The 20589-nt window shown below is 62.9% G+C and carries 18 protein-coding genes; 10 read left to right on the top strand and 8 right to left on the bottom strand.

All coding sequences use genetic code 11. The annotated features are described in order from the left end of the window. Window positions 1–39: 39 nt before the first annotated feature. The 4 genes from VR74_RS18615 to VR74_RS18600 are packed head-to-tail and all read left to right on the top strand — an operon-like array spanning window position 40 to window position 4049. On the top strand, window positions 40–450 hold the full coding sequence (locus VR74_RS18615) for a hypothetical protein (protein WP_045699363.1): 411 nt from the start codon (window positions 40–42) through the stop codon (window positions 448–450). Window positions 451–508: 58 nt separating this feature from the next. Beyond that, window positions 509–1519, top strand: coding sequence for an endonuclease/exonuclease/phosphatase family protein (locus VR74_RS18610; protein WP_045699361.1), 1011 nt, complete (start codon window positions 509–511; stop codon window positions 1517–1519). A 45-nt stretch (window positions 1520–1564) separates the two neighbouring features. Beyond that, window positions 1565–2089, top strand: coding sequence for a hypothetical protein (locus tag VR74_RS18605; protein WP_045699359.1), 525 nt, complete (start codon window positions 1565–1567; stop codon window positions 2087–2089). 43 nt (window positions 2090–2132) lie between these two features. Beyond that, a complete protein-coding gene (locus tag VR74_RS18600; protein ID WP_299951297.1) occupies window positions 2133–4049 on the top strand; it encodes a sodium:proton antiporter in 1917 nt (638 codons plus the stop codon). A 183-nt stretch (window positions 4050–4232) separates the two neighbouring features. On the opposite strand, the gene VR74_RS18595 is transcribed toward VR74_RS18600, so the two are convergent. Next, on the bottom strand, window positions 4233–4952 hold the full coding sequence (locus tag VR74_RS18595; protein WP_045699357.1) for a SprT family zinc-dependent metalloprotease: 720 nt from the start codon (window positions 4950–4952) through the stop codon (window positions 4233–4235). A 65-nt stretch (window positions 4953–5017) separates the two neighbouring features. On the opposite strand from VR74_RS18595, the gene VR74_RS18590 reads away from it, so the two are divergent. Both VR74_RS18590 and VR74_RS18585 read left to right on the top strand, forming a co-directional pair. Continuing rightward, the gene (locus tag VR74_RS18590) at window positions 5018–6670 is read left to right on the top strand and encodes a hypothetical protein (protein WP_045699355.1); all 1653 of its coding nucleotides are present in this window, start codon (window positions 5018–5020) and stop codon (window positions 6668–6670) included. Window positions 6671–6759: 89 nt separating this feature from the next. After that, window positions 6760–7581 (top strand): TIGR00282 family metallophosphoesterase, encoded by an 822-nt coding sequence (locus VR74_RS18585; protein WP_045699353.1) that lies wholly within the window; start codon window positions 6760–6762, stop codon window positions 7579–7581. Here VR74_RS18585 and VR74_RS18580 read toward each other — a convergent pair. Both VR74_RS18580 and VR74_RS18575 read right to left on the bottom strand, forming a co-directional pair. Then, a complete protein-coding gene (locus VR74_RS18580) occupies window positions 7578–8003 on the bottom strand; it encodes a DoxX family protein (RefSeq protein WP_045699351.1) in 426 nt (141 codons plus the stop codon). The genes VR74_RS18585 and VR74_RS18580 overlap by 4 nt on opposite strands. 69 nt (window positions 8004–8072) lie before the next feature. Further along, window positions 8073–10073: an alkyl sulfatase dimerization domain-containing protein gene (locus VR74_RS18575; protein ID WP_299951294.1), complete on the bottom strand. Its 2001-nt coding sequence runs from the start codon at window positions 10071–10073 to the stop codon at window positions 8073–8075. A gap of 138 nt (window positions 10074–10211) precedes the next feature. Between VR74_RS18575 and VR74_RS18570 the strand changes: the two genes are divergently transcribed. Beyond that, window positions 10212–10970: a YebC/PmpR family DNA-binding transcriptional regulator gene (locus VR74_RS18570; protein ID WP_045699385.1), complete on the top strand. Its 759-nt coding sequence runs from the start codon at window positions 10212–10214 to the stop codon at window positions 10968–10970. On the opposite strand, the gene VR74_RS18565 is transcribed toward VR74_RS18570, so the two are convergent. Both VR74_RS18565 and VR74_RS18560 read right to left on the bottom strand, forming a co-directional pair. After that, the gene (locus VR74_RS18565) at window positions 10967–11878 is read right to left on the bottom strand and encodes a hydroxymethylglutaryl-CoA lyase (protein ID WP_045699349.1); all 912 of its coding nucleotides are present in this window, start codon (window positions 11876–11878) and stop codon (window positions 10967–10969) included. The genes VR74_RS18570 and VR74_RS18565 overlap by 4 nt on opposite strands. 18 nt (window positions 11879–11896) lie before the next feature. After that, window positions 11897–12727 (bottom strand): enoyl-CoA hydratase, encoded by an 831-nt coding sequence (locus tag VR74_RS18560; protein WP_045699347.1) that lies wholly within the window; start codon window positions 12725–12727, stop codon window positions 11897–11899. A gap of 129 nt (window positions 12728–12856) precedes the next feature. On the opposite strand from VR74_RS18560, the gene hisI reads away from it, so the two are divergent. Further along, a complete protein-coding gene (gene hisI, locus VR74_RS18555; protein WP_299951290.1) occupies window positions 12857–13258 on the top strand; it encodes a phosphoribosyl-AMP cyclohydrolase in 402 nt (133 codons plus the stop codon). A 35-nt stretch (window positions 13259–13293) separates the two neighbouring features. Then, window positions 13294–14187, top strand: a complete 894-nt coding sequence (locus VR74_RS18550; RefSeq protein ID WP_299951288.1) for an N-acyl homoserine lactonase family protein — start codon at window positions 13294–13296, stop codon at window positions 14185–14187. A 20-nt stretch (window positions 14188–14207) separates the two neighbouring features. On the opposite strand, the gene VR74_RS18545 is transcribed toward VR74_RS18550, so the two are convergent. Continuing rightward, complete coding sequence (locus tag VR74_RS18545) at window positions 14208–15908, bottom strand: acyl-CoA dehydrogenase family protein (protein WP_045699345.1); 1701 nt, start codon at window positions 15906–15908, stop codon at window positions 14208–14210. Between the two features lie 94 nt (window positions 15909–16002). Next, a complete protein-coding gene (locus tag VR74_RS18540; RefSeq protein ID WP_045699343.1) occupies window positions 16003–16815 on the bottom strand; it encodes an SDR family oxidoreductase in 813 nt (270 codons plus the stop codon). A gap of 190 nt (window positions 16816–17005) precedes the next feature. Between VR74_RS18540 and VR74_RS18535 the strand changes: the two genes are divergently transcribed. Then, window positions 17006–19504 (top strand): TonB-dependent receptor, encoded by a 2499-nt coding sequence (locus tag VR74_RS18535; protein ID WP_299951283.1) that lies wholly within the window; start codon window positions 17006–17008, stop codon window positions 19502–19504. Between the two features lie 86 nt (window positions 19505–19590). Here VR74_RS18535 and VR74_RS18530 read toward each other — a convergent pair whose 3' ends face one another. After that, window positions 19591–20547 (bottom strand): cyclase family protein, encoded by a 957-nt coding sequence (locus tag VR74_RS18530; RefSeq protein ID WP_299951280.1) that lies wholly within the window; start codon window positions 20545–20547, stop codon window positions 19591–19593. Window positions 20548–20589: the final 42 nt, after the last annotated feature.

The following is a 20589-nucleotide window of genomic DNA, read 5'->3' as shown; positions in this document are numbered from 1 at the left end:
CTGAGACACTGTCTCATCTCCAAGTACGAGGTGAGGGTAATGACTGATCAAGCCACGCAAACGCCCCCGGTCCGCAATTACTGGGTCTCCGGTAACCTGAAAATGGTCGCCACTGGCCTGACGGGCCTGATTGCGATCTTTGTCGCGCTGAAGGCCACGGCCTACAGTACCGGCGGCGCTGTCGGGATTGAAGACCACATCTTCCGCCTCGTGGCGTTCGCGTCACTGACTGTGTGGATTGCAATGACGATCGGCCTGCGCCGCTCCGGCACGGCGGCCATTTCGGCGCTCGGATTTGCGACCTTTATCGAACTGATCGTCGAGCCGGCACGCGGCCAGGGCTATGGCACGCTGGCATCGACCAATCTCGGCATCGTGTTCGCCTATTGCGGCCTGCAGCTCTACTGGTACCGCCTGTCCGGCGACCACACGCCTGCCAAGGCCGACTGACAGCCGTCTGGCGCGTTTTCATTGACGCGACCGGCAGGCGCGGGCGAGTGTCCGCGCCATGCCTGAACTGCGCCTTGCGACCTTTAATTGTGAAAACCTGATGATGCGCTGCGATTTTCGCAGGGCGGGCATCGCGAATGCGCGACAGCGCCTGACCGATGTCGACAATGCGCTCGTCGCCGAGCACGTCGATTCCGTCTTCGATGTGCTGTCAGAGGATGACAGGACGCTGACGGCGCAGGCGCTGGCTGCCACCGGGGCGGATGTCTGCGCGCTGCAGGAGGTCGAGAACCTCGTCACGCTGACGGCGTTCGATACGCGCTATATTGCCCGCTGGGCCGGGCAGCCATTTGGCGCGCGCGTGCTGCATGAGGGCAATGATTCCCGCGGCATTGACGTCGCCCTGCTGTCACGATTGCCTGTGGTTTACCAGCGCAGCCATGCGCGGCGCACCTTTGGCGCCCTCGGCGTGACGCCACCGCCGGGCCAGACCATCAATGACTACGCCTTCCGGCGCGATTGCCTTGAAGTGGACGTGGCGAAGGACGGTCGGGCCCTGACCCTGTTCATCTGCCATTTCAAGTCCATGCACGGGGGACGCAGGAAAACGCGCCAAGTCCGCCTGGCAGAGGCGGCCGCCGTGCGCCAGCTGGTGCGGCTGCGTTTCGAGCGGCCTGCCGAGGAAGACTGGGTCGTGCTGGGAGACTTCAATGACTATCGGGAAGTCGATGGCCATCCGGTTGGCCATAGTGGCCTTGGGCCGCTGTTGGACGATGGATTCGCCGTGGATCTCGCCCCTCACGCGATTCCGGATGCATTAGACCGCTGGACGCACCACTATCCGGAGGATGACACGTACGGTGCCCTTGACCATATCATGCTGTCTCCGCGGCTTGCGGCGCAGAATCCGGCACCGGATACCAGAATCATCCGGGCTGGATCGCCCTATCATGCCGCCCGCTACACCGGCCCGCGATTCCCCGGAATCGGCTGGCTGGATCCGAAAGCGTCCGATCACTGCCCGATGGCAGCAACCATAAAGTTTGAAGGCCGGGCCTTATCGGCCTAGTCTTTCATCCATATCTGACCTGCCCATGCCCGGAGGCCATGCCCATTGTCGCGTTTCGATGAACTGATCGCCACGGTTGAAACATACCAGGCGCTTGCCGCCGAGAATTATGACCGGATCCGCTCCCTCGCCGAGGCGATGCGCGCGGGCCTGTGCGACTATATCGGCGCGGCGGATGGCATTTGCGTTCATCTCGTGCCGCCGACGGGGCCATTCGAACCGAAGCCGCATGGTGACCAGGCGTTTTCCCTTCCGCCGCGAGGGTTTCGCCCCCTGGTGCCGATTGCGTTCGGCCTGGCCGTGCGCGTGTCGAAGAGTGAGGACTGGCTGCGGGTCAGCATGGAATGCCGCAAGGTGGGCGAGGTGTTCATCATCGAGATCGAGGATGGCGCGGAATTCGAATTCAGCCTGCCGCTGAAGGACCAGAGCCTGGAACCTTTCCACGCGCATGTGTTTTCACATGTGCTCAACTGGTTCCGGGAGAATATAGAGCGCTATGAGGTCGGCGATTACGGCACGCGCGACATCGGGTTCGACTTTGCCGATGACATCAACGCTCAGCCCGCGTAGTGCGGGCCGGGGACAACGGGGCTGGTGAGCTGACAGGGCGCGCATGAACCATATGGACTTTGCTCTTGCGGGTGCCGGATCCAGCGAGCTGATCTTCGCCTGTGCGTTGATCGGGGCGCTCGGAATCGGTGCACAATGGCTCGCCTGGCGCCTTCAGGCGCCGGCCATCGTGCTGATGGCGCTGGCTGGCCTTGCGGCCGGGCCGCTATGGGCGGTGATTTTCGGTGAGCCGCTGCTCGACCCTGAAGCCGTGTTCAATGGCGGCGGAAACGACCTCTTGCGGCCGATCGTGTCGCTGGCTGTGGCCGTGATCCTGTTCGAGGGCGGGCTTGTCCTGAAATTCGAGAACCTGCGCGATGCCGGCGCTGCCGTGCGGCGCATGGTATTCATCGGCGGGCCCCTGGCCTGGCTGTTCGGGACGCTGGCGGCGCGCTATGCCGCCGGGCTCGACTGGTCGAGTTCGATCGTGTTTGCGGGCGTCATGGTGGTGACCGGGCCGACCGTCATCATGCCGCTTTTGCGCCAGTCAAAGCTCGGCGGCAGGGCCGGCCAGTTCCTGAAATGGGAAGGCATCGTCAACGACCCCGTCGGCGCCCTGTTCGCCGTTGCCTCGTTCGAGATCATCCGCGTGGCCGCAACAGGCGAGTCGATCCTCGGCAAGGGCGCGATGATCGTCGTGGCGGCGGGCCTCGGCGTGGCGCTGGGCATTGCCTTTGGCTGGGCCATGGTGCGGGCCTTCCGCGCAGGCTGGACACCGGAATACCTGAAAGCGCCGATCATCTTTGCCTCGATCATCCTGTGCTATGCGCTGGCTGAGCAGATCGAAAAGGAAATCGGGCTCGTTGCCGTGACGGCCTATGGCATGACGCTGGCCAATTCCCGGCTCGCCGGGCTGGCTGAATTGCGCAAGTTCAAGGAGGATATCGCTGTCTTGCTCGTCTCCGGCGTGTTCGTGATCCTGACCGCAAACCTCAAGCCCGATGTCATCAAGGACGCGCTGACCTGGCGCACGTTGGCCTTCCTGGCCGCGATGATGTTCATCGTGCGGCCCCTGTCGGTCTGGATTTCCACCTACGGCACGCTGAAGCGCAACGAGGCCCTGCTGCTCGGCTGGATTGCGCCGCGCGGGATCGTGGCGGTCGCCGTCTCCAGCCTGTTTGCCACCCTCTTGGAAGACCTCGGCCGGCGCGGGGACAGCAAGTTCTACTTCTCCGGCGCCGAACAGATCACACCGCTCGCCTTTGCCATGGTGTTCGCCACGGTCGTGATGCATGGCTTCACCATCGGGCCGCTCGCGCGGCGTCTCGGCCTTGCGCGCAAGGAAAAGCCGGGCGTGCTGCTGGTGGGCGTGAACCCGTGGAGCACCGATCTGGCAAAAGTGCTCAGGGATGTCGGGGTCGAGCCCATTCTGGCTGACAATAACTGGCGGCGCCTGCGGCCGGCACGGGAAGCGGGCCTGAATACGTTTTTCGGGGAAGTCCTGTCAGAAGACGCCGAAGTGCGGCTCGACCATTCAGCCTTTGACCAGGTCGTCGGCCTGTCGGCGAACGAACCCTATAATGCGCTTGTGTCCGGGCATTTCGCCCCCGAACTCGGCCGCCACAAGGTCTACCAGCTCTCCGCGCAGGACACCGAAGACGAAGACCCGCGCGCCATCGGCATGGGCACGCGCGGGCGCACGCTGATCCGGCGCGGGCGCGGCTATGACAGCCTGATCCGTGACCATTATCGCGGCTGGACCTTCGGCAAGACCAAGCTGACGGACGAATACGATCTCGCCGATTTCCGCGAGGACCGGCCGAAATCGGACCTGATCGCGGAAGTCCGGCCCGACGGGACGGTGACCTTCCTGGGCCCCAATCGCGAGCCGAAGGGCGGCGAGGGCGTCACCCTGATCAGTTTCGGTCCGGCGCGGCCGACCGAGTCCGAGAAGGAACTTGCCTCCGCGCAGGCCGGCTGAGGGGCCGCGAATCGCGCGAACTTTAGTCCAAAATATAGACCATGCATCAGCGCGCGAGCCAAAGTGCGGAAACAGGACTGCAATTTCGTCGGCCCGAAAAAGGCAGTCATCCGGACAATTATTTTTTTGTCAGCTTAAGGACATATCTGCCTGGCGCGTCCGCGCTGACCTTCAGCGCGCGGATTATTCCCCAGCCGATTGAAGTCCTGCGCCGTGTGTACGCAACCAGGCGCGCTGGCGTTTCCAGTCTGGGGCGCACCGTGAGACATGCGCCCAGAATTTCGGCGAATGATTCATCTCCAGCAGGTGGGCACACTCGTGCGCCGCGACATAATCCAGCACTTTCGGGGGCGCCATGATCAGGCGCCAGGAGAAAGACAGCTGGCCATCCACCGTGCACGAGCCCCAGCGGGACCGGGTGTCTTTTACAGAAATGGCTTTATATTCAACGCCCAGCGTCTCGACATGGCGGTTAACGGCGCGGGTCAGATCGGCCTTGGCCTGCTTTTTCAGATAGCGGGTGACACGTAGGGGCAGTGTCTCAGGATCGCCCGGCGCGCTGAGCAGCAGCGGGTCGCCGGGCCACATCTTGGCCAGGCGCGTGTCGCCATTGGCTGTCAACTGGCACGGTTCGCCCCGGAAGCGGATGATTTCAGCTTCTTCGAAGCGCACGATTTCAGGCAGGTGCTGCAGCCGGGTCGAGATCCATTCCACGCGTTCTGCAGCAAATGCTGCAGCATCCTTGATCTGGCGATTGCTCGGCGCAACGGCCACAGCCTCGCGGCGGCGCTCATCCAGCCGGAGAATCAGCCGCCTGGCCTTGGAATTTACCTCAAATCGTACCACAACGCGCGAACCATTCGGCGCCTTCAGTGTCATGGTCTGGCCATTGTTGTATGCCATGTATTAAACTCTCATGAGACGCGTCGGGGACACCTGCTCGCAGTTATTCAATAAAGGGACCAAAGATGAAATATCTGCTGACAGGCGTTGCCGCCCTCGCTTTGCTTACGGCATGCGGTGACAAAAACAAGGACGAGAATGGCGCGGGCCAGAGTGTGGCCGAACAGTCCCAGGGCAAATTGCCGGGCATCAAGCTTCGCAAAGGAGACGCAGCTTCGGCCAATGAAGTGCTGAGTGCGTTTTCATTGACTCAGTCAGGCGCGGGCCGGGTCAGCTTTGAATCCAGCGATGTGAAGGGCGCCAAGGCCGTCTTCAAGGACGTCACACTGCTCGCCTCGGAAGATGACAGTGTCGAAGGCGTCAGCCTCGATGATGACGATGGCGAGTTGCACCTGAAAGGCGCAGACCTGAAAGCCGCCACGATGGAATTCGAAGGCCTCGGCATGATCGACGGCAAGCCGAATTTCTCGCGCGTCGTCCTGTCGGATGTCAGCTTCGTTCCGAAGAAACCTGAAGAGAGCCAGGGCACGAGCAAGATCAAGTCCATGGAACTGGTCAATCCATCGCCGGAAACCGCCGCGTGGATTGCCAGCCTGTTCGGCAAGGGCGAAGCCCTGGACATGCCCGAAGGCAAGGCGCTCGCCTTCGACCTCTGGTCGATGAAGGATGTGAACTTCCAGATCGACGAAGCAGAGGGCGAGAAGGGTGCGTTCCTGATTTCCTCTGTCAGCGTGCTTGGCCTGAAGGACGAGACGATGGCGCAGATGGCCCTGAAGGGGCTCAGCTTCGACATGACGGACCCAACGGATGACACCAACGTGAAGGCGAGCCTTGGCGGCGTGGACATTCGCGGTGTCAATTTCGCTATGCTGTCTGAAATGGGCGAGGATTCCAGCAAGGCGTCTGCATCGGGCCTGTTCGACATGCTGCAGAACGATCCGGCCAATCCGGGATATGATTCCGTTGCGCTTGATAACCTCAAGGTCAACGTGTCCGGCGCCGCGTTCGACATGCCGAAACTCAATTCCAAGGTTTCGCGCGACAAAAAGGGCCGTGCCGTGAAAGTGGTGACGGATCCGTTCAAGATGACCCTGGGCACCGGTGAAGGCGAACTGGGCGAGAAGCTCGGCTCACAGCTGGCGCTGCTGGGCTATGAAAAACTGGAACTGAGCGGCCAGTCCGAACAGGACTATGATCCTGAAAAGGACGTGGTCACGATCCCCAAGGGCAAGAATTTCTGGAAGCTGGACGACGGTTTCCGCCTCGACTTTTCCGGCAAGTATGAAGGCGCCAGCGCCTTCGCGGCTGCGCAGGCAAAAGCGGTGGCTGATGATGCGCCGGCCGATTCCGGCACGATGATGCAGGACGCCCTGAAAAAGATGCTGGTTCACAATTTCCAGATCTCGCTCGATGATGATGGCTTTGTGAACCGCGCCTTCAACGCCTATGCGGCGCAGTCGGGCCAGGATCCGCAAGAGCTTCGCAGCCAGACAGCCGGCATGATGGCCATGGCACCCATGATGGCGGCTGGCGCGGGTATTGACCCGGAACTGGCAGGTGAAGCGGCGACGGCCCTGTCCAGCTTCCTGACCGATCCGAAGACGCTGACGATCACCCTGGCGCCGGCAACGCCGCTGCGGGTGGCCGACTTTGTCGAGATGGAGGATCCGTCGGCCCTGACCAAGACGGCGCTCGGTTTCAGCGCCAAGAACGAGTAGGCCCGGCCTCACCGGCCTGAATGGCGCGCGTTTCCAGCTGGAGACGCGCGCTTTTCTTTGCGCGCCCGGCAGGGCATAGGCTGGTATCCATGAAACTCGCATTCTTCGGAGATGTCGTCGGCAAGCCAGGCAGGGCTGCCGTCCTGGAATACCTGCCGGGCCTGAAGGCCCGCCTGCGGCTCGATTTCGTTGTCGTGAATGCCGAAAATTCGGCGGGCGGCTTCGGCCTGACCGAAATCATCGCAAACGAATTCTTCGGGGCGGGCGCCGATTGCCTGACGCTTGGCGACCATGCCTGGGACCAGCGCGAGATGCTGACCTTCATCCAGCGCGAACCGCGCCTGCTGCGGCCCCTCAACTATCCCCCTGCCGCCAATGCGCCGGGCAAGGGCGCCCACCTCTATACCCTGCCGGACGGGCGCCGCGTCGGCGTGGTCCAGGTGCAGGGCAACGTCTTCATGCGGCAAAGCCTGTCGGATCCGTTCTCCGCCGTGGATGCCGCGCTCGATTCCATGCCGCTCGGCGCCGTCGCCGATGCCCTGATCGTCGACATGCATTGCGAAGCGACCAGCGAGAAAATGGCCATGGGCCATCATTGCGACGGCCGCGCCAGCCTCGTCGTCGGCAGCCACACCCATGTGCCCACCGCCGACACGATGATCCTCGAGAACGGCACGGCCTACCAGACCGATGCCGGCATGTGCGGCGACTATGACAGCGTCATCGGCATGCAGAAGCAGAACTCGCTCAACCGTTTCATCACCCAGCTGCCCGGCGAACGCTACCAGCCCGCCCTCGGCGACGGCACCCTCTGCGGCACCTATGTCGAAACGGATGACAAGACCGGCCTCGCCACGCGCATCGAACCCATCCGCATGGGTGGACGGCTTAGCGAGCAGGTGCCGGTCTAAACTGCGCGATCCGATTTCCACCAGTTCGCCGCGAACACGGCGCGCGACCTGCTTGCGCCGGCCAGTACGAGCAGGCCGGCCAGGATGCCGAGATTCTTGATGAAGTTCTGCAATTCATGGGCGCCTTCGGTGCCGCCGAAATTCCAGAAATCATGCAACAGCCCATTCACAAGAAGAATGTAGATCACGAAGCCGAATGCCACGCGCCGAACGTGGCGCCCAGTGATCAGGGCCAGTCCGCCAGCAATATTCACCAGTGCGGCGAACCACATGAGAGGCGACGCAAAAGCAACGCCGTGATGTTCCATCAGGGCGATATGCATGTCGGGCGCCAGGAATTTCATGATCCCCGGCGCCAGAAAATACAGGCCGAGCAGGGACCGGCCGGTGGTGATCTCCCAGCGGGTTTTCGTGTCCGTCATCCGTGTCTCCTCCCCTCGCGTGACGCGCGGCTTTTCATATGATCAGGGCCAAAGGCGCTGTTATGCCAGTCAGGGCGTCACGACCGGGAACCAGAAGTCAGGCCGGTCGAGGGTGCCGAACAAGGCGGCGAGCATAGCCGGGTTGCCACTCACACTGGCTGCGCCGGACTGCAGCTGTTCCGGCAGCGTGGTCCGGCCCAGCAGGACGAGGTCAAACACGGAGCGGTCCAGCGTCAGCGTGACGGCGGCTTCGGCGCCGATCCCCTCGCGCGGCACGAGGACAGACTTGCCCACATGCAGCGTCACAGTCTCGTCGCGGTCAGGAAAGACGAGGTTCACCGCAAAGGGTTCGCCCGTCATCTTGGCCGGATTGAACCGGGCGGCGAGGGAATCCATGAGGTCGATCGAGCTCACCGCGCGCAGGAATTCCGGGTTGCCGAGCTGCGGGTTTCCGAGGCTCGGGATGCCGTTGCGCAGCTCGCTGGCGCCGACGAGATAATAGCTGCGCCAGGCGCCGCTCTCGGCCTGGAAGCCGAGCTGTTCATAGGTGGCGGCGAGCCAGTTGCGGGCCGCTTCATTCTCCGGGTCGGCGAAGACGGCATGGTTGAACACTTCCGCCGCCCAGCGGAAGTCGCCCGCCTCGAACGCCTCGGCCCCGAGCGCCAGCGTGGCGTCAGCCCCGCCCATCGCCTCGACATAGCGGGCCGCCGTCACGGCGTGCGGCAGCGCGTTATAATCAGCCGGAACCCCGCCCCACCAGCCGAAATAATACTGGTAGACGGCCTTGGCATTGTGATTGAGCGTGCCGTAATAGCCGCGCGTATTGAAGGCATCGGCTTCGCGCTCGAAGGCCGGTTCCTCAACCGCCTCCGCCGCTTCGAACATGGTCGCGCCGGCATTGGCATTGCGCAGGGTCTGGTCGTGGACATAGCGGTAGATGTCGCGCTGCTGGGTCAGCAGGCTCTCGACATTCTCCTGTCCCCAGGTCGGCCAGTGGTGCGAGGCGAAGACGACATCGGACTTGCCGCCATAGGTCTCCAGCACATGGTCGATGGCCCGTGTCCAGCCGAGCGCGTCGCGCACCTTGGCGCCGCGCGGGGTGAGCAGGTTATGGAAGGTCGCGGTGACGACTTCTGCGGTGCAGAGGGCACGGCGTTCGGGCAGGTAGAACATGAATTCGGCAGGCGCCTCCGTGCCGGCGGCATCAATGAACTCGATGGTGACGCCATCGACGACGCGCTGCGTGCCGCGGCCGGCAATCTCCTCGGTTGGCGCGATCAGGCTGATCGTGCCCTGGGGCAGGCCGGGGCCGAGGCCGGAGCCGACATGGGCGGCCGGGCTGCGCGCAATCGTGTTGCCGAACATGAAGGTCGACCGGCGGCTCATCTGGTTGCCAGCGATCAGGTTCTCGCTGACGGCATGCTCAAGGAAGCCGATGGGGGCGAGGATCGGCACCTTGCGGGCCGCGGCGTCTTCCTCGGTGATCACGCCGCGCGCGCCGCCGAAATGGTCGGCATGGCTGTGGGTATAAAGCAGGCCCGTGACGGGGCGTTCGCCCAGCGTGTCATTGACCAGTTTCAGGGCCGCGCTTGCCGTTTCGACGCTGGTCAGCGGGTCGACAATGATCCAGCCGGTCTTGCCCTCGATCACGCTCATCACGGAGAGGTCATAGCCGCGCACCTGCCAGATGCCGGGGCCGACCTCAAACAGGCCATGCTCGGCGGCAAGCCGTGACTGGCGCCAGAGCGAGGGGTTCACCGTATCAGGCGCCTCGCCCTTCAGGAAATCGAATTGCGGGATCGACCAGACCACGCCGCCATCCGCGTTGAGAATGGCAGGCGCATCGATAAAGCCGATCCGGCCCCGGCCCGCGTCTTCCACGTCGCTCTGCTCGTCCAGTGGCAGTCGGGTGGCCAGTGCGGCGTTCGCGGCGCGGGTGGCGTCGGTCGCCACGCCGGCGGCAGGCGGAGGCGGCACGATTGCGGCCGGGACCACAGTGTCTGAAACAGGCGCCTGGCCGGCGCAGGCGGACAGGAAAATAGCGGTCAGTGAAATCGCGCAGGCGCGCATTGTCGTCTCCTCCCAGGTGTTTTTTCCAATTTCAAGGATTAACCCATGTTCGGCAAGGCCTGCCGCCGGGGCGCTTGGAAGTCCGGCGATCCTGCGCTAAAGGCCACGCTTCACGTTTCCGACCCCAAAGAGGTTTTCATGGCCGGCCATAGTAAATGGGCAAATATCCAGCACCGCAAAGGTGCGCAGGACAAGAAGCGCGCCGTTCTGTTCGCGCGCCTGTCAAAAGAGATCACCATCGCGTCCAAGATGGGCGGACCTGACCCGGACGGGAACCCGCGCCTGCGTCTCGCCATCCAGAACGCCAAGGGTCAGTCTGTGCCGAAGGACAATATCCAGCGCGCCATCGACAAGGGCCAGGGCGGCAGCGGCGAAGACTATGTCGACATCCGCTATGAAGGCTTCGGCCCCGGCGGCGTCGGTATCATTGTCGAAGCCTCGACCGACAACAAGAACCGCACGGCGACTGATGTGCGCACGGCTTTCTCGAAGAATGGCGGCAATCTCGGTGAGACCGGATCAGTGTCCTTCAGCTTCGACCAGGTTGGTGAAATCGAGTATCCGGCCAGCGTCGGCACGGAAGACGAAGTCATGGAGGCGGCCATTCTCGCAGGCGCCCAGGACGTGGAATCCGATGAAGAAAGCCACTGGATCTATACCGCGCGCGAAGACCTGCAATCGGTGGCCGATGCCCTGGCCGCGCATTTCGGCGCCGATGTGGAAGCCAAATCGACCAAGCTGATCTGGAAGCCGCAGAACACGATTCCTGTGACAGGTGATGCCGCCGACACGCTGATGAAACTGCTCGATGTGCTCGACGAACTCGACGATGTTCAGAACGTCTATGACAATTCCGAACTGTCGGATGAGGAAGCCGCCCGCCTCGGCGGGGCCTAAGCGGGCACTTTCGCGGGAGGGAATCCGCCCGCCCGGCTGAGCGATGATGACACGGGATGCTGGAGGACTTTCTCCAGCCAGTGGGCCGTCTCAATCAGCTTGCCGAGGTCCAGCCCGGTGTCGAATCCGGCCCGTTCCAGCATATAGACGACGTCTTCCGTCGCCACGTTTCCGGTTGCGGCCGGGGCGAATGGACAGCCGCCAATGCCGCCGCAGCTCGCGTCGATCACGTCGACGCCCGCATCAATGGCGGCTGCGACATTGGCGAGCGCCGCCCCGCGCGTATCGTGGAAATGCATGCGCAGGAACACATCGGGCGCTTCCATGCGGACCCGTTCAATGCGCGCGCGCACGTCCCATGGCGTTGCCACACCGATCGTGTCGCCAAGGGCAAGTTCATTGACGCCCGCCCGCTGGGCCTGCGCGGCCAGGTTGCCGACGACGGCGATATCGACGTCCCCGTCATAGGGATCGCCGAAAGCGACGGAGATGGTTGCCGATAGCGCGATGCCCGCTTCCAGGACGAGCGGCGCGCATTGCGCCAGCATGTCGGCGCTGTCCTGCGGGCTCATGCCCTGATTGCGCCTGCCGAAACCCTCGCCTGCAACGAGCACGAAATTGATCTCGTCCGCGCCGGCATCAATCGCCCGGCGCACGCCCTTTTCGTTGAGGGCCAGCGCGATATGCCGCGTCGGCCGCGACCGGTCGAGCCCCGCAAACACGGCAGCGGAATCAGCCATTTTCGGCACGGCCTTCGGGTTGACGAAGCTGCCGGATTCCATCCGCCGCACGCCGGCATCCTCCAGGCGGCAGATGAATTCCAGCTTCTGGTCGACCGTCAGGTTGGCGGGATCGTTCTGCAGTCCGTCGCGCGGGCCGACCTCAACGATATCAATACGGCGTGTCATCGGTTCTGCCTGTCCTGTCTACTTGCCCTGGAAGGCGGGTGCGCGGCGCTCGACGAAACTGGCAACGCCTTCCTTGAAATCGAATGTCGTGAAGCTCGCGGCCATTTCAGCATCCGCTTCGGCAAGGCTTTCAGTATAGGACTGGAAATAGGCCGCCCGGACCTGCCGTTTCATGACGGCGACTGAGCGCGGCGAGACCTGCGTTGCGAGGAAGGCCGCCAGTTCCTGCACGTGCGGCATCAGCTCAGCCGCAGGCAGCGACTTGTTGACGAGGCCGAGGCTTGCGGCTTCGTCGCCCTTGAACACACGGGCCGTGAACAGGAGGTCCAGCGCGTTCGCCTCGCCCACGAGCCGGGGCAGCAGCCAGCCAATGCCATGTTCGGCGATCAGGCCGCGCTGGGCGAAGGCGGTAGTGAACTTTGCGTCATCGGTGGTGAACCGCAGGTCTGTAAACAGCGAAAAAACAAGGCCAATGCCGGCGCACGGGCCATTGATCGCGGCGATGATGGGTTTTGGGCAGGCATAGAGATAGCCAAACCGGCCATCGTAGGTCTTCTCCAGTCCGGTGGGCGCGGGCCGTTCGACACGCGCTGTCGCGGACTGGGCAGCGCCGCTCGTGTCATCCTGGATGTCCTGAAGGTGGTTCATGTCGGCCCCGGCACAGAAGCCCCGGCCCGCGCCCGTAATGATGATGCATCGCACGTCCGGATTCCCGCCTGCGGCGCGGATGGCTGTTTCCAGTTCCGCCTGCATGACCGGGGTCCAGGCATTCAGGCGCTCGGGCCGGTTCAGGGTCAGGGTCAAAACCCCGTCCTGCTGCGTCTCCAGAATTTGCGTATATGCAGCCATGCGGCGCCTCCTCCATATTGTTTCTGGCAGTCTAGACCCGTTTCGCGCGAAATGTCAGCCGGATCAGGCGCACCATTGGCATTGCGGTTCCGCTGGCGCGCCCGGCGGCCGTGCATTATGGAGGGGGCCATGACCGACTATTCTCCTCCCCTGACGGGCGCGGCCCAGGACGAAACGCTGGAACTGCGCCCGAAATTCAATGCTGACGGACTGATTGCCGCCATCGCGCAGGACGCGGCGAGCGGCGAGGTGCTGATGCTGGCCTGGATGAATGCCGAGGCGCTCGGCGCGACGCTGGCGACGGGCCGGGCGACCTACTGGTCGCGCTCGCGCGGCGAATTGTGGGTCAAGGGTGAAACGTCCGGCCATACGCAGGCTGTTGTCGAAGTGCGCGTGGACTGCGACCAGGATGCCGTGCTGCTGCGGGTGAACCAGACCGGCGGAGCCTGCCATACGGGCCGGGACAGCTGTTTCTACCGCGTGATCGGGCCCGAAGGACAGGCGCTATCGCTGGACGGGGATTCAGACTAGGTTCACCCTGAAGAACAAGATCCAAGGGGAAGACCATGCGCCTGACACATCTGATGATTGCGGCTTCGGTGGCAGCACTTCTGTCGGCCTGCACGCCGGCGGCCGAAGCGCCAGCGCCTGACGCCGCACCTGCGGCCGTGACCGAAACGGAAGCCGCAGAGGCCGAAAAGCCGCTGCACGTCGCCGTGCTTGATTGCGGGACGATCAGGATTTCCGATCTCGATATTTTCTCCTCGGCCGGGGATTATGCGGGCGTGGCCGACACGTTCACGGACAGCTGCTTCCTTGTTCATCACCCCAAGGGCCTGTTGCTCTGGGATATCGGTCTGCCGGGCATGCTGGTCGGCAATGGTGAGAACACGCAAGGCGTGTTCACCGTCTCGATGGAAAAGTCGGTCACGGACCAGCTGGCTGAATATGGCATCGTGCCGTCGGAAATCGACTATGTTGCCGTCTCGCACAGCCATTTCGACCATATCGGGCAGATCGACCAGGTGCAGGGCTCGACCTGGCTGGTGAACCAGAAGGAAAAGGACGCGATGTTCCCGCCGGACGGCTCTGCGCCCGTTTCGGCAGACCTTGCGCCCACGTTCGCGATGTTCAGCCCGATGGAGCAGCAGGTGATCGAAGACGAGCATGACGTGTTCGGCGATGGCTCTGTAGTGATCTTCCAGACGCCGGGCCACACGCCTGGACATTCGTCCCTGCAGTTGATGATGCCGGAAACCGGCCCTGTCCTGTTGACGGGTGATCTCTACCACCGCGCTGAAAGCCGGGAACTGAAACGTGTGCCGCGCTTCAATTATGACGAGCCCGAAACCCTCGCCTCAATGGAGGCCTTCGAAGCGCGCGCCGAACGCCTCGGCGCCAAGGTCATCATCCAGCATGAGCCCGCCGACATCGAGCCGCTGGGCGGCATGATCCGCTAGGATTTTACGCAAGGCGGGACTCAGTTTCCGCCTTCGAGCAGGCGGCGCGCGATGACCATGGCCTGCACTTCGCCGGCGCCCTCGAAGATGTTGAGGATGCGGGCATCGGCCAGTAGGCGGCTGATCGGGTATTCGACAGCGAAGCCGTTGCCGCCGTGGATCTGCAGGGCATTGTCGGCCGCTGCCCAGGCGACACGCGCGGCGAGCAGCTTGGCCATGCCGGCTTCGAGGTCGCAGCGCTTGTCAGCATCCTTCTGGCGGGCCGAGAAATAGGTCAGCTGGCGCACGGCGATCAGTTCTGCTGCCATCATGACCAGCTTGTTTGACACGCGCGGAAAGCTGAAGATCGGGTGACCGAACTGGTTGCGGTCCAGCGCATATTGCAGCCCGATCTCGAATGCATTCTGGGCCACGCCGATGCCGCGCGCGGCGGTCTGGATGCGGGCGCTTTCAAAGGTGGCCATCAACTGCTTGAAGCCCTGGCCTTCGACTCCGCCGAGCAGGTTTTCCGATTTCACACGGAAATCATCAAAGCCGATCTCGTATTCCTTCATGCCGCGATAGCCGATGACTTCGATCTCGCCGCCTGTCATGCCTTGCGCCGGGAAGGGGTTGGCGTCGTCTCCGCGCGGCTTTTCCGCGAGGAACATGGACAGGCCGGAAAAATTGTTCGTGGACGGATCGGTGCGGGCGAGCACGGTCATCATGTCGGCGCGGACGGGATGGGTGATCCAGGTCTTGTTCCCGGTAATGGCGTACTCGCTGCCGTCTTCGGTTTTCACCGCGCGGGTGCGCAGGCTGCCAAGGTCGGAACCCGTATTCGGCTCTGTGAACACGGCTGTCGGCAGGATTTCGCCGCTGGCAATCAGGGGCAGCCATTTTTGTTTCTGCTCGTCGGTGCCGCCGATGAGAATGAGCTCGGCGGCGATTTCGCTGCGGGTGCCAAGCGAGCCGGTGCCGATATAGCCACGCGACAATTCTTCGGAGACGACACACATGGCAATCTTGCCCATGCCGAAGCCGCCAAACGCTTCCGGAATGGTCAGGCCGAACACGCCAAGCTCGGCCATTTCGCTGACGACATCCATCGGGATGTAATCATTGCGCATGTGCCAGCCATGGGCGTGCGGCTTGATCCGGTCGCTGGAGAATTTCGCGAACTGTTCGCGCACCATGCTCATGGTCTCGTCGAGGCCGGTTTCCTCGACCGTGTTGCGGGACAATGAGTCGGGCAGCAAACGGGCGGCTGCGGCCATCGAGGCGGGCGTCTTGCCTTCGGTAATCAGGCGATTGACGGCCGGGTGGGCGAAGAGGGCATCGGTCTCGGCCAGGAGGCCCAGTTCATGCGGACGGATGGTCTCGCCCTGGTTCATCGGCACGCCGCCGACAAGCTGGGCAAAATACTCGCTGAAAAGGATCTGGGAGAGCAGGGCTTCGATCTCGCCGAACTTGCCCTCTGCTTCAAGGCGCGCGGCCCATTCAGCGGACTGGCGCAGGGCCTCGAGATAGGTCGCGATCCAGGACAGGCCGTGGGCCAGGTGCTGTTCGCGCTCCAGCGCCTCTCGGTCAGGACGTCCGTCTGGCATTTTCAGCCGGGCGCTGGCGACGCGCGTGGCGGCCTCAACATAGGTTTCCAGCGCCGAAACGGCGTCGGCCATTGTGGATACAAGCCCTGTCAGGACTGGGGATGTGTCGAGTGTATCGCCTGCAGCGCCGTCCATGATTTCCTCCGCGATCTCTGGTCGTTTAGCCTAGTATAGTGCGAGCGACTGAAGAGTCATGGAAAGATTGTGCGGTGCAACAACGCAGGCAGGGTCAGGCATCCATCCGCCGGTAGCGTTTCGACTGGGCGCTCACCATGGCCCGGCCGACGGGTTCAGGCAGGATACGCGTCAGGCTGGCAATCACCTTGTTGGCCCCGCCCGGCACAATGACCGGCTGGCCCCGGTTGACCGCGTCGATACCGGCCTTCACGACCGGCGCGGCCTGCATCCACATCCATTTCGGCATCTTGCTGGTATCCTCCCGCGTGCCGTTCACGTCGTGGAATTCGCTCCAGGTGAAGCCGGGGCAAAGCGCCGTACAGTGGATATCATCCTGCCCTGTCGCGGCGCATTCCGCATTCAGGCTTTCGGAAAACTTGATAAGGCCCGCCTTGACGCTGGCATACAGCGTGTGTCCCGCGCTGCCTGCGGCATAGCCCGCAAGAGATGCCACGTTGATGATGCGGCCATAACGCCGCTCGGCCATGCCCGGCAGCACCTTGTGCGCCAGTTCGATCGGCGCGGTGTACAGAACACGCACGAACGCCGCCTGGTCCTTCCAGGTCGTGTTGAAGAAAGTGCCGGGCAGGCCGTATCCGGCATTGTTGACCAGTGCGTCGGCATGCCGTCCCCTGTCCGCCAGTTCGGCCAGTATCCTGTCGACGGAATTGGCGCGGGCGAGATCCTGCGCAATGGGAATGACCGTAATGCCGTGAGCGGCCTCAAGCTCGGTAGCCAGTGCTTCCAGCCGGTCTGTCCGGCGCGCGGTCAGGGCGAGGTCCCAGCCAAGCGCCGCATACTGACGGGCGAATTCCGCGCCGATCCCTGCTGAAGCGCCCGTGATGAGGCAAAGTCGTCTGTTCATGATGCGGCCTTTCGCGTTACCTGTACGTCAGTGTCATAATTATCACATGAGCGGGACAAAAAGTGTCACCCACTTGTGATTTTCCCCCCGATGTCCACTCTTTGTTTTGATTTTGAATGCCCATTCCAGGTTATCAAAGTTGGACTCCCAGCGTCGGGCGCCCATCGCAATCCAAAGGAGGATACTCACCGTGCAGTTCAAAACTGTCCTGCGAGCCGCCACAGCCGCTGTGGCCATCGCATCCATCATCACGCCCGCCTTCGCTCAGGAAGAAGCCGCGCCTGAAAGTGATCGTACGCTTGAAACCGTCGTCACGCTCGGTACGCGCGTTGCCAACCGGTCGGCTCTCGACACGGCTGTTGCCGTTGACGTTGTATCGTCGGCCACGCTCGAGAAGATCGGTATCGGCGAACTGAACCAGGCGCTGTCGGTTCAGCTCCCGTCGTTCAACTTCCCGCGCCCTGCCCTCAATGACGGTACGGACTCGGTCCGCCCGGCCACGTTGCGCGGCCTTGGCCCTGACCAGACACTGGTTCTCGTCAACGGCAAGCGCCGCCACATGGCTTCGCTCGTCAACGTAAACGGATCAATCGGACGCGGTACATCGGCCGTCGACCTGAACACGATCCCGACCTTTGCCGTCTCCGCCATCGAAGTGCTGCGTGATGGTGCTTCGGCCCAGTATGGTTCTGATGCTATCGCCGGCGTGATCAACGTCAACCTGCGCGAAGCTGCCGAAGGCGGCGCCGCAGAAGTCAGCTATGGCTGGCGCGAAACGGAATACACCGTACCAGTCGGAACGCCGCCTGCCGGCGTCACTGTCCCCGCTGGCGGCGAGATTACCCGCGAACGCTCGGACGGTCATGTCGTCACGCTGTCCGGCTGGAAGGGTTTCCAGCTCGGCCAGGACGGCTACCTGACAGTGACAGGCGAGTACAAGGACCAGCAGCATTCCGAACGCTCCGGCTTTGATGTGCGTCCCAACTATCCGGCACTGCCGGGCGGCGGAGTCGATCCACGCGAAGCGGTGATCAACCGTTTCAATGCCTGGACCGGTGAACCTGAGCTTGAACAGGTCACCCTGTTCGGCAATGCAGGCTACGATCTTGCAAACGGCGTCGAGCTTTATGGCTGGGCCAGCTATCAGGACCGTGACACGACATCGGCCGGCTTCTATCGCCGCGCACTGGATGCCCGTAACGTGGTCGAAATCTATCCGAACGGCTTCCTGCCACTGATCTCGCCTGAGACAACCGATGCGTCGCTGGCTGGCGGTGCCCGGTTTGAAATGGCCGGATGGGACATGGATACGTCGCTTGTCTACGGCTCGAACGAGATGCAGTTCACGATCGAGAACACGCTCAACCGTTCGATCGGTCCTTCGTCCAAGACCGAGTTTGATGCCGGTGGCTTCAAGTACAGCCAGGTCGTTGCCAACCTGTCGGCGGTGAAGGGCTTTGCCGTTGACGGCCTTGCCTCCGATCTCAACGTCGCCTGGGGCCTCGAAGCCCGTCAGGAAATGTACGAGATCAATGCGGGCGAACCGGACAGCTACCGCAATGGCGGCGTGCTGCTGAACGGTGGCCCGACGGCTTCGGGCGCCCAGGTGTTCCCGGGCTTCCGTCCGGCCAACGAAGTTGACGAGGACCGCACCGCTGTCGGTGCCTATGTCGACCTCGAAGCCAATGTGACAGACGCGCTCCTCGTGTCGGGCGCCGTGCGGGTCGAATCCTATTCGGACTTCGGCGAAACGGTCACCGGCAAGCTGGCCGCCCGTTATGACTTCAACGACATGTTCGCCCTGCGCGGCTCTGTCCAGAACGGCTTCCGTGCGCCGTCCCTGCAGCAGCAGTACTTTGCGACAACGTCGACGAACTTCATCAACGGCGTACCGTTCGACATCACGACCTTCCCGGTCACGGACCCGGTTGCCCAGGCCCTGGGTGCCCAGGACCTCGATGCCGAGAATTCGGTCAACTACTCGATCGGCGCGGTGTTCCGGAATGGTCCGCTCAATGTGACCGTCGATGCCTATCGGATCGACGTGAACGACCGGATCGTGTTGTCCGAGAACCTTACCTCGCAGGACGTGCGTGACTTCCTTGAAGCCCAGGGCTTCCTTGGCTCGGGCGGCGGTCGCTTCTTCCTCAACGGTGTGGATACCGAAACGACCGGTGTCGATATCGTGGCCAACTATGCCTTCCCGGAAACGGACCTCGGCAAGTTCGACGCGTCGGTTGGTGCAAACTTCAACAAGACGGACGTGACTGCCGTGCCGGCTATTCCGGAACTCACGGCCCTGCCATCGAACCCGGTCCTGTTCGGCCGCGTCAATGTGCTGACCTTTGAAGAGGGCACACCGAAGGACAAGCTGACGGCATCGCTCGGCTGGGAACGCGGTCCATTCGGCGCAACGCTTCGCGCCATCCGCTACGGCGAAGTGCTCGTGCCAAGCTCGAACCCTGCCAATGACTACACGATCGATCCGAACACGCTCCTCGATATCGAGGGCCGTTACACCTGGAACGAGCGTGTGACCCTTTCCATCGGCGCGGACAACGTGTTCGACGAGTATGGTGACCCGGCGCCGCTTGCCCAGAACGGCACCGGCAACACGCCGTTCTCCGGCTACATCCCGTACGGCAGCTCCGGCCGCTTCGTGTACGGCAAGGCCAGCGTGAAGTTCTAGACGCTTCAGGCTCTCAGCCCACAGATAAACGCCGCCCCCGGAAGAGGGCGGCGTTTTTTATTTGGCCGCGACGAAGAGGAAAATGCCTAGCGGATGGCAACCGGATTGATGATCGCCTGGACCGTGCCTTCAAGGCGGGGCGCGCCCAGCGTGAAGAAGAACTCGGTCGCGCCATCGGCCGCGAGTTCATCCGTCACCATGTTTTCGAGGATATAGACCCCGTTCTTCGCCAGCATGGTCAGGTGCCCGTCAAATGGCCGCGCCTCGTTCTCGAACGGGATGACTTCCACCGCCCAGGTGTCGGACCCGATGGCGACCACGCCCAGGTCTGCCAGGTACTGGATGCCATCGACACCAATGCCCGGTTCGGCGGGGCTGAGTTCGGCAGCGTCCGCCTGCGCCGTCATCGTGCCGGTATGGAATATCACCACATCACCTGTCCCGATGGTCACGCCCGCGCTCTTGGCGGCCGCTTCGATCTCGGCCCTATTGAACGCGGTGCCCGGCGCGACCGGATCGCCGAACGCCCGGGTCATGTCCAGCAGGATGCCGCGTGTCGCGATCGGCGGCAGCAGGTGGGTGCCGAACTGCGTCAGGCCTGACGGGGTAACAAAGTCTGCCACCGGCACGCCGTTATAATACTGGTGGTTGATGCCCATATGGCCGAGGCCGTCGATCTGGCTGCCAATACCGACCCAGACATCGACAATGTCATCATTGCCGGTCGCCTTGTTCTCGCCCAGCGGTGTTCCCGACCCATCCGACAGCTGAAGGACCGTCACGTCATATTCGCGCGGGCCATAAGCCGGTGTGTCGCGCCCCGTCACCATGCCGAGCGAATAGGTCTTGCCGGTCGTCACCAGCCTTGCCGCCGCCGCGGTTTTTTCCGGGCTGAGATTGTTCAGGGCGCCCAGCCGGTCGTCGGGGCCATATCTGGACGGGTACCAGCTTTCGTCCGCAGCGACGTCTGCCGCCAGTTCGTCGCCCTGTGCCGACTGGCATGCGCCCAGCACCAACAGGCCTGCAATCATCAAACGCTTCATTCTCCGTCCTCCCATGACTGGTTTTTTGCCAGCCTATATTCG

Origin of the sequence: Hyphomonas sp. BRH_c22, from assembly GCF_000961795.1 — a bacterium.
Classification (GTDB): Bacteria; Pseudomonadota; Alphaproteobacteria; order Caulobacterales; family Hyphomonadaceae; genus Hyphomonas.
This window is presented reverse-complemented; position numbering and strand designations above follow the sequence as displayed.

What these genes read in the sequence shown, in the direction of transcription:
- VR74_RS18615 (WP_045699363.1), top strand. Translation starts at nt 40, where the DNA reads ATGACTGATCAAGCCACGCAAACGCCCCCGGTCCGCAATTACTGGGTC.
- VR74_RS18610 (WP_045699361.1), top strand. Translation starts at nt 509, where the DNA reads ATGCCTGAACTGCGCCTTGCGACCTTTAATTGTGAAAACCTGATGATG.
- VR74_RS18600 (WP_299951297.1), top strand. Translation starts at nt 2,133, where the DNA reads ATGAACCATATGGACTTTGCTCTTGCGGGTGCCGGATCCAGCGAGCTG.
- VR74_RS18595 (WP_045699357.1), bottom strand. Translation starts at nt 4,952, where the DNA reads ATGGCATACAACAATGGCCAGACCATGACACTGAAGGCGCCGAATGGT.
- VR74_RS18590 (WP_045699355.1), top strand. Translation starts at nt 5,018, where the DNA reads ATGAAATATCTGCTGACAGGCGTTGCCGCCCTCGCTTTGCTTACGGCA.
- VR74_RS18585 (WP_045699353.1), top strand. Translation starts at nt 6,760, where the DNA reads ATGAAACTCGCATTCTTCGGAGATGTCGTCGGCAAGCCAGGCAGGGCT.
- VR74_RS18580 (WP_045699351.1), bottom strand. Translation starts at nt 8,003, where the DNA reads ATGACGGACACGAAAACCCGCTGGGAGATCACCACCGGCCGGTCCCTG.
- VR74_RS18575 (WP_299951294.1), bottom strand. Translation starts at nt 10,073, where the DNA reads ATGCGCGCCTGCGCGATTTCACTGACCGCTATTTTCCTGTCCGCCTGC.
- VR74_RS18570 (WP_045699385.1), top strand. Translation starts at nt 10,212, where the DNA reads ATGGCCGGCCATAGTAAATGGGCAAATATCCAGCACCGCAAAGGTGCG.
- VR74_RS18565 (WP_045699349.1), bottom strand. Translation starts at nt 11,878, where the DNA reads ATGACACGCCGTATTGATATCGTTGAGGTCGGCCCGCGCGACGGACTG.
- VR74_RS18560 (WP_045699347.1), bottom strand. Translation starts at nt 12,727, where the DNA reads ATGGCTGCATATACGCAAATTCTGGAGACGCAGCAGGACGGGGTTTTG.
- hisI (WP_299951290.1), top strand. Translation starts at nt 12,857, where the DNA reads ATGACCGACTATTCTCCTCCCCTGACGGGCGCGGCCCAGGACGAAACG.
- VR74_RS18550 (WP_299951288.1), top strand. Translation starts at nt 13,294, where the DNA reads ATGCGCCTGACACATCTGATGATTGCGGCTTCGGTGGCAGCACTTCTG.
- VR74_RS18545 (WP_045699345.1), bottom strand. Translation starts at nt 15,908, where the DNA reads ATGGACGGCGCTGCAGGCGATACACTCGACACATCCCCAGTCCTGACA.
- VR74_RS18540 (WP_045699343.1), bottom strand. Translation starts at nt 16,815, where the DNA reads ATGAACAGACGACTTTGCCTCATCACGGGCGCTTCAGCAGGGATCGGC.
- VR74_RS18530 (WP_299951280.1), bottom strand. Translation starts at nt 20,547, where the DNA reads ATGAAGCGTTTGATGATTGCAGGCCTGTTGGTGCTGGGCGCATGCCAG.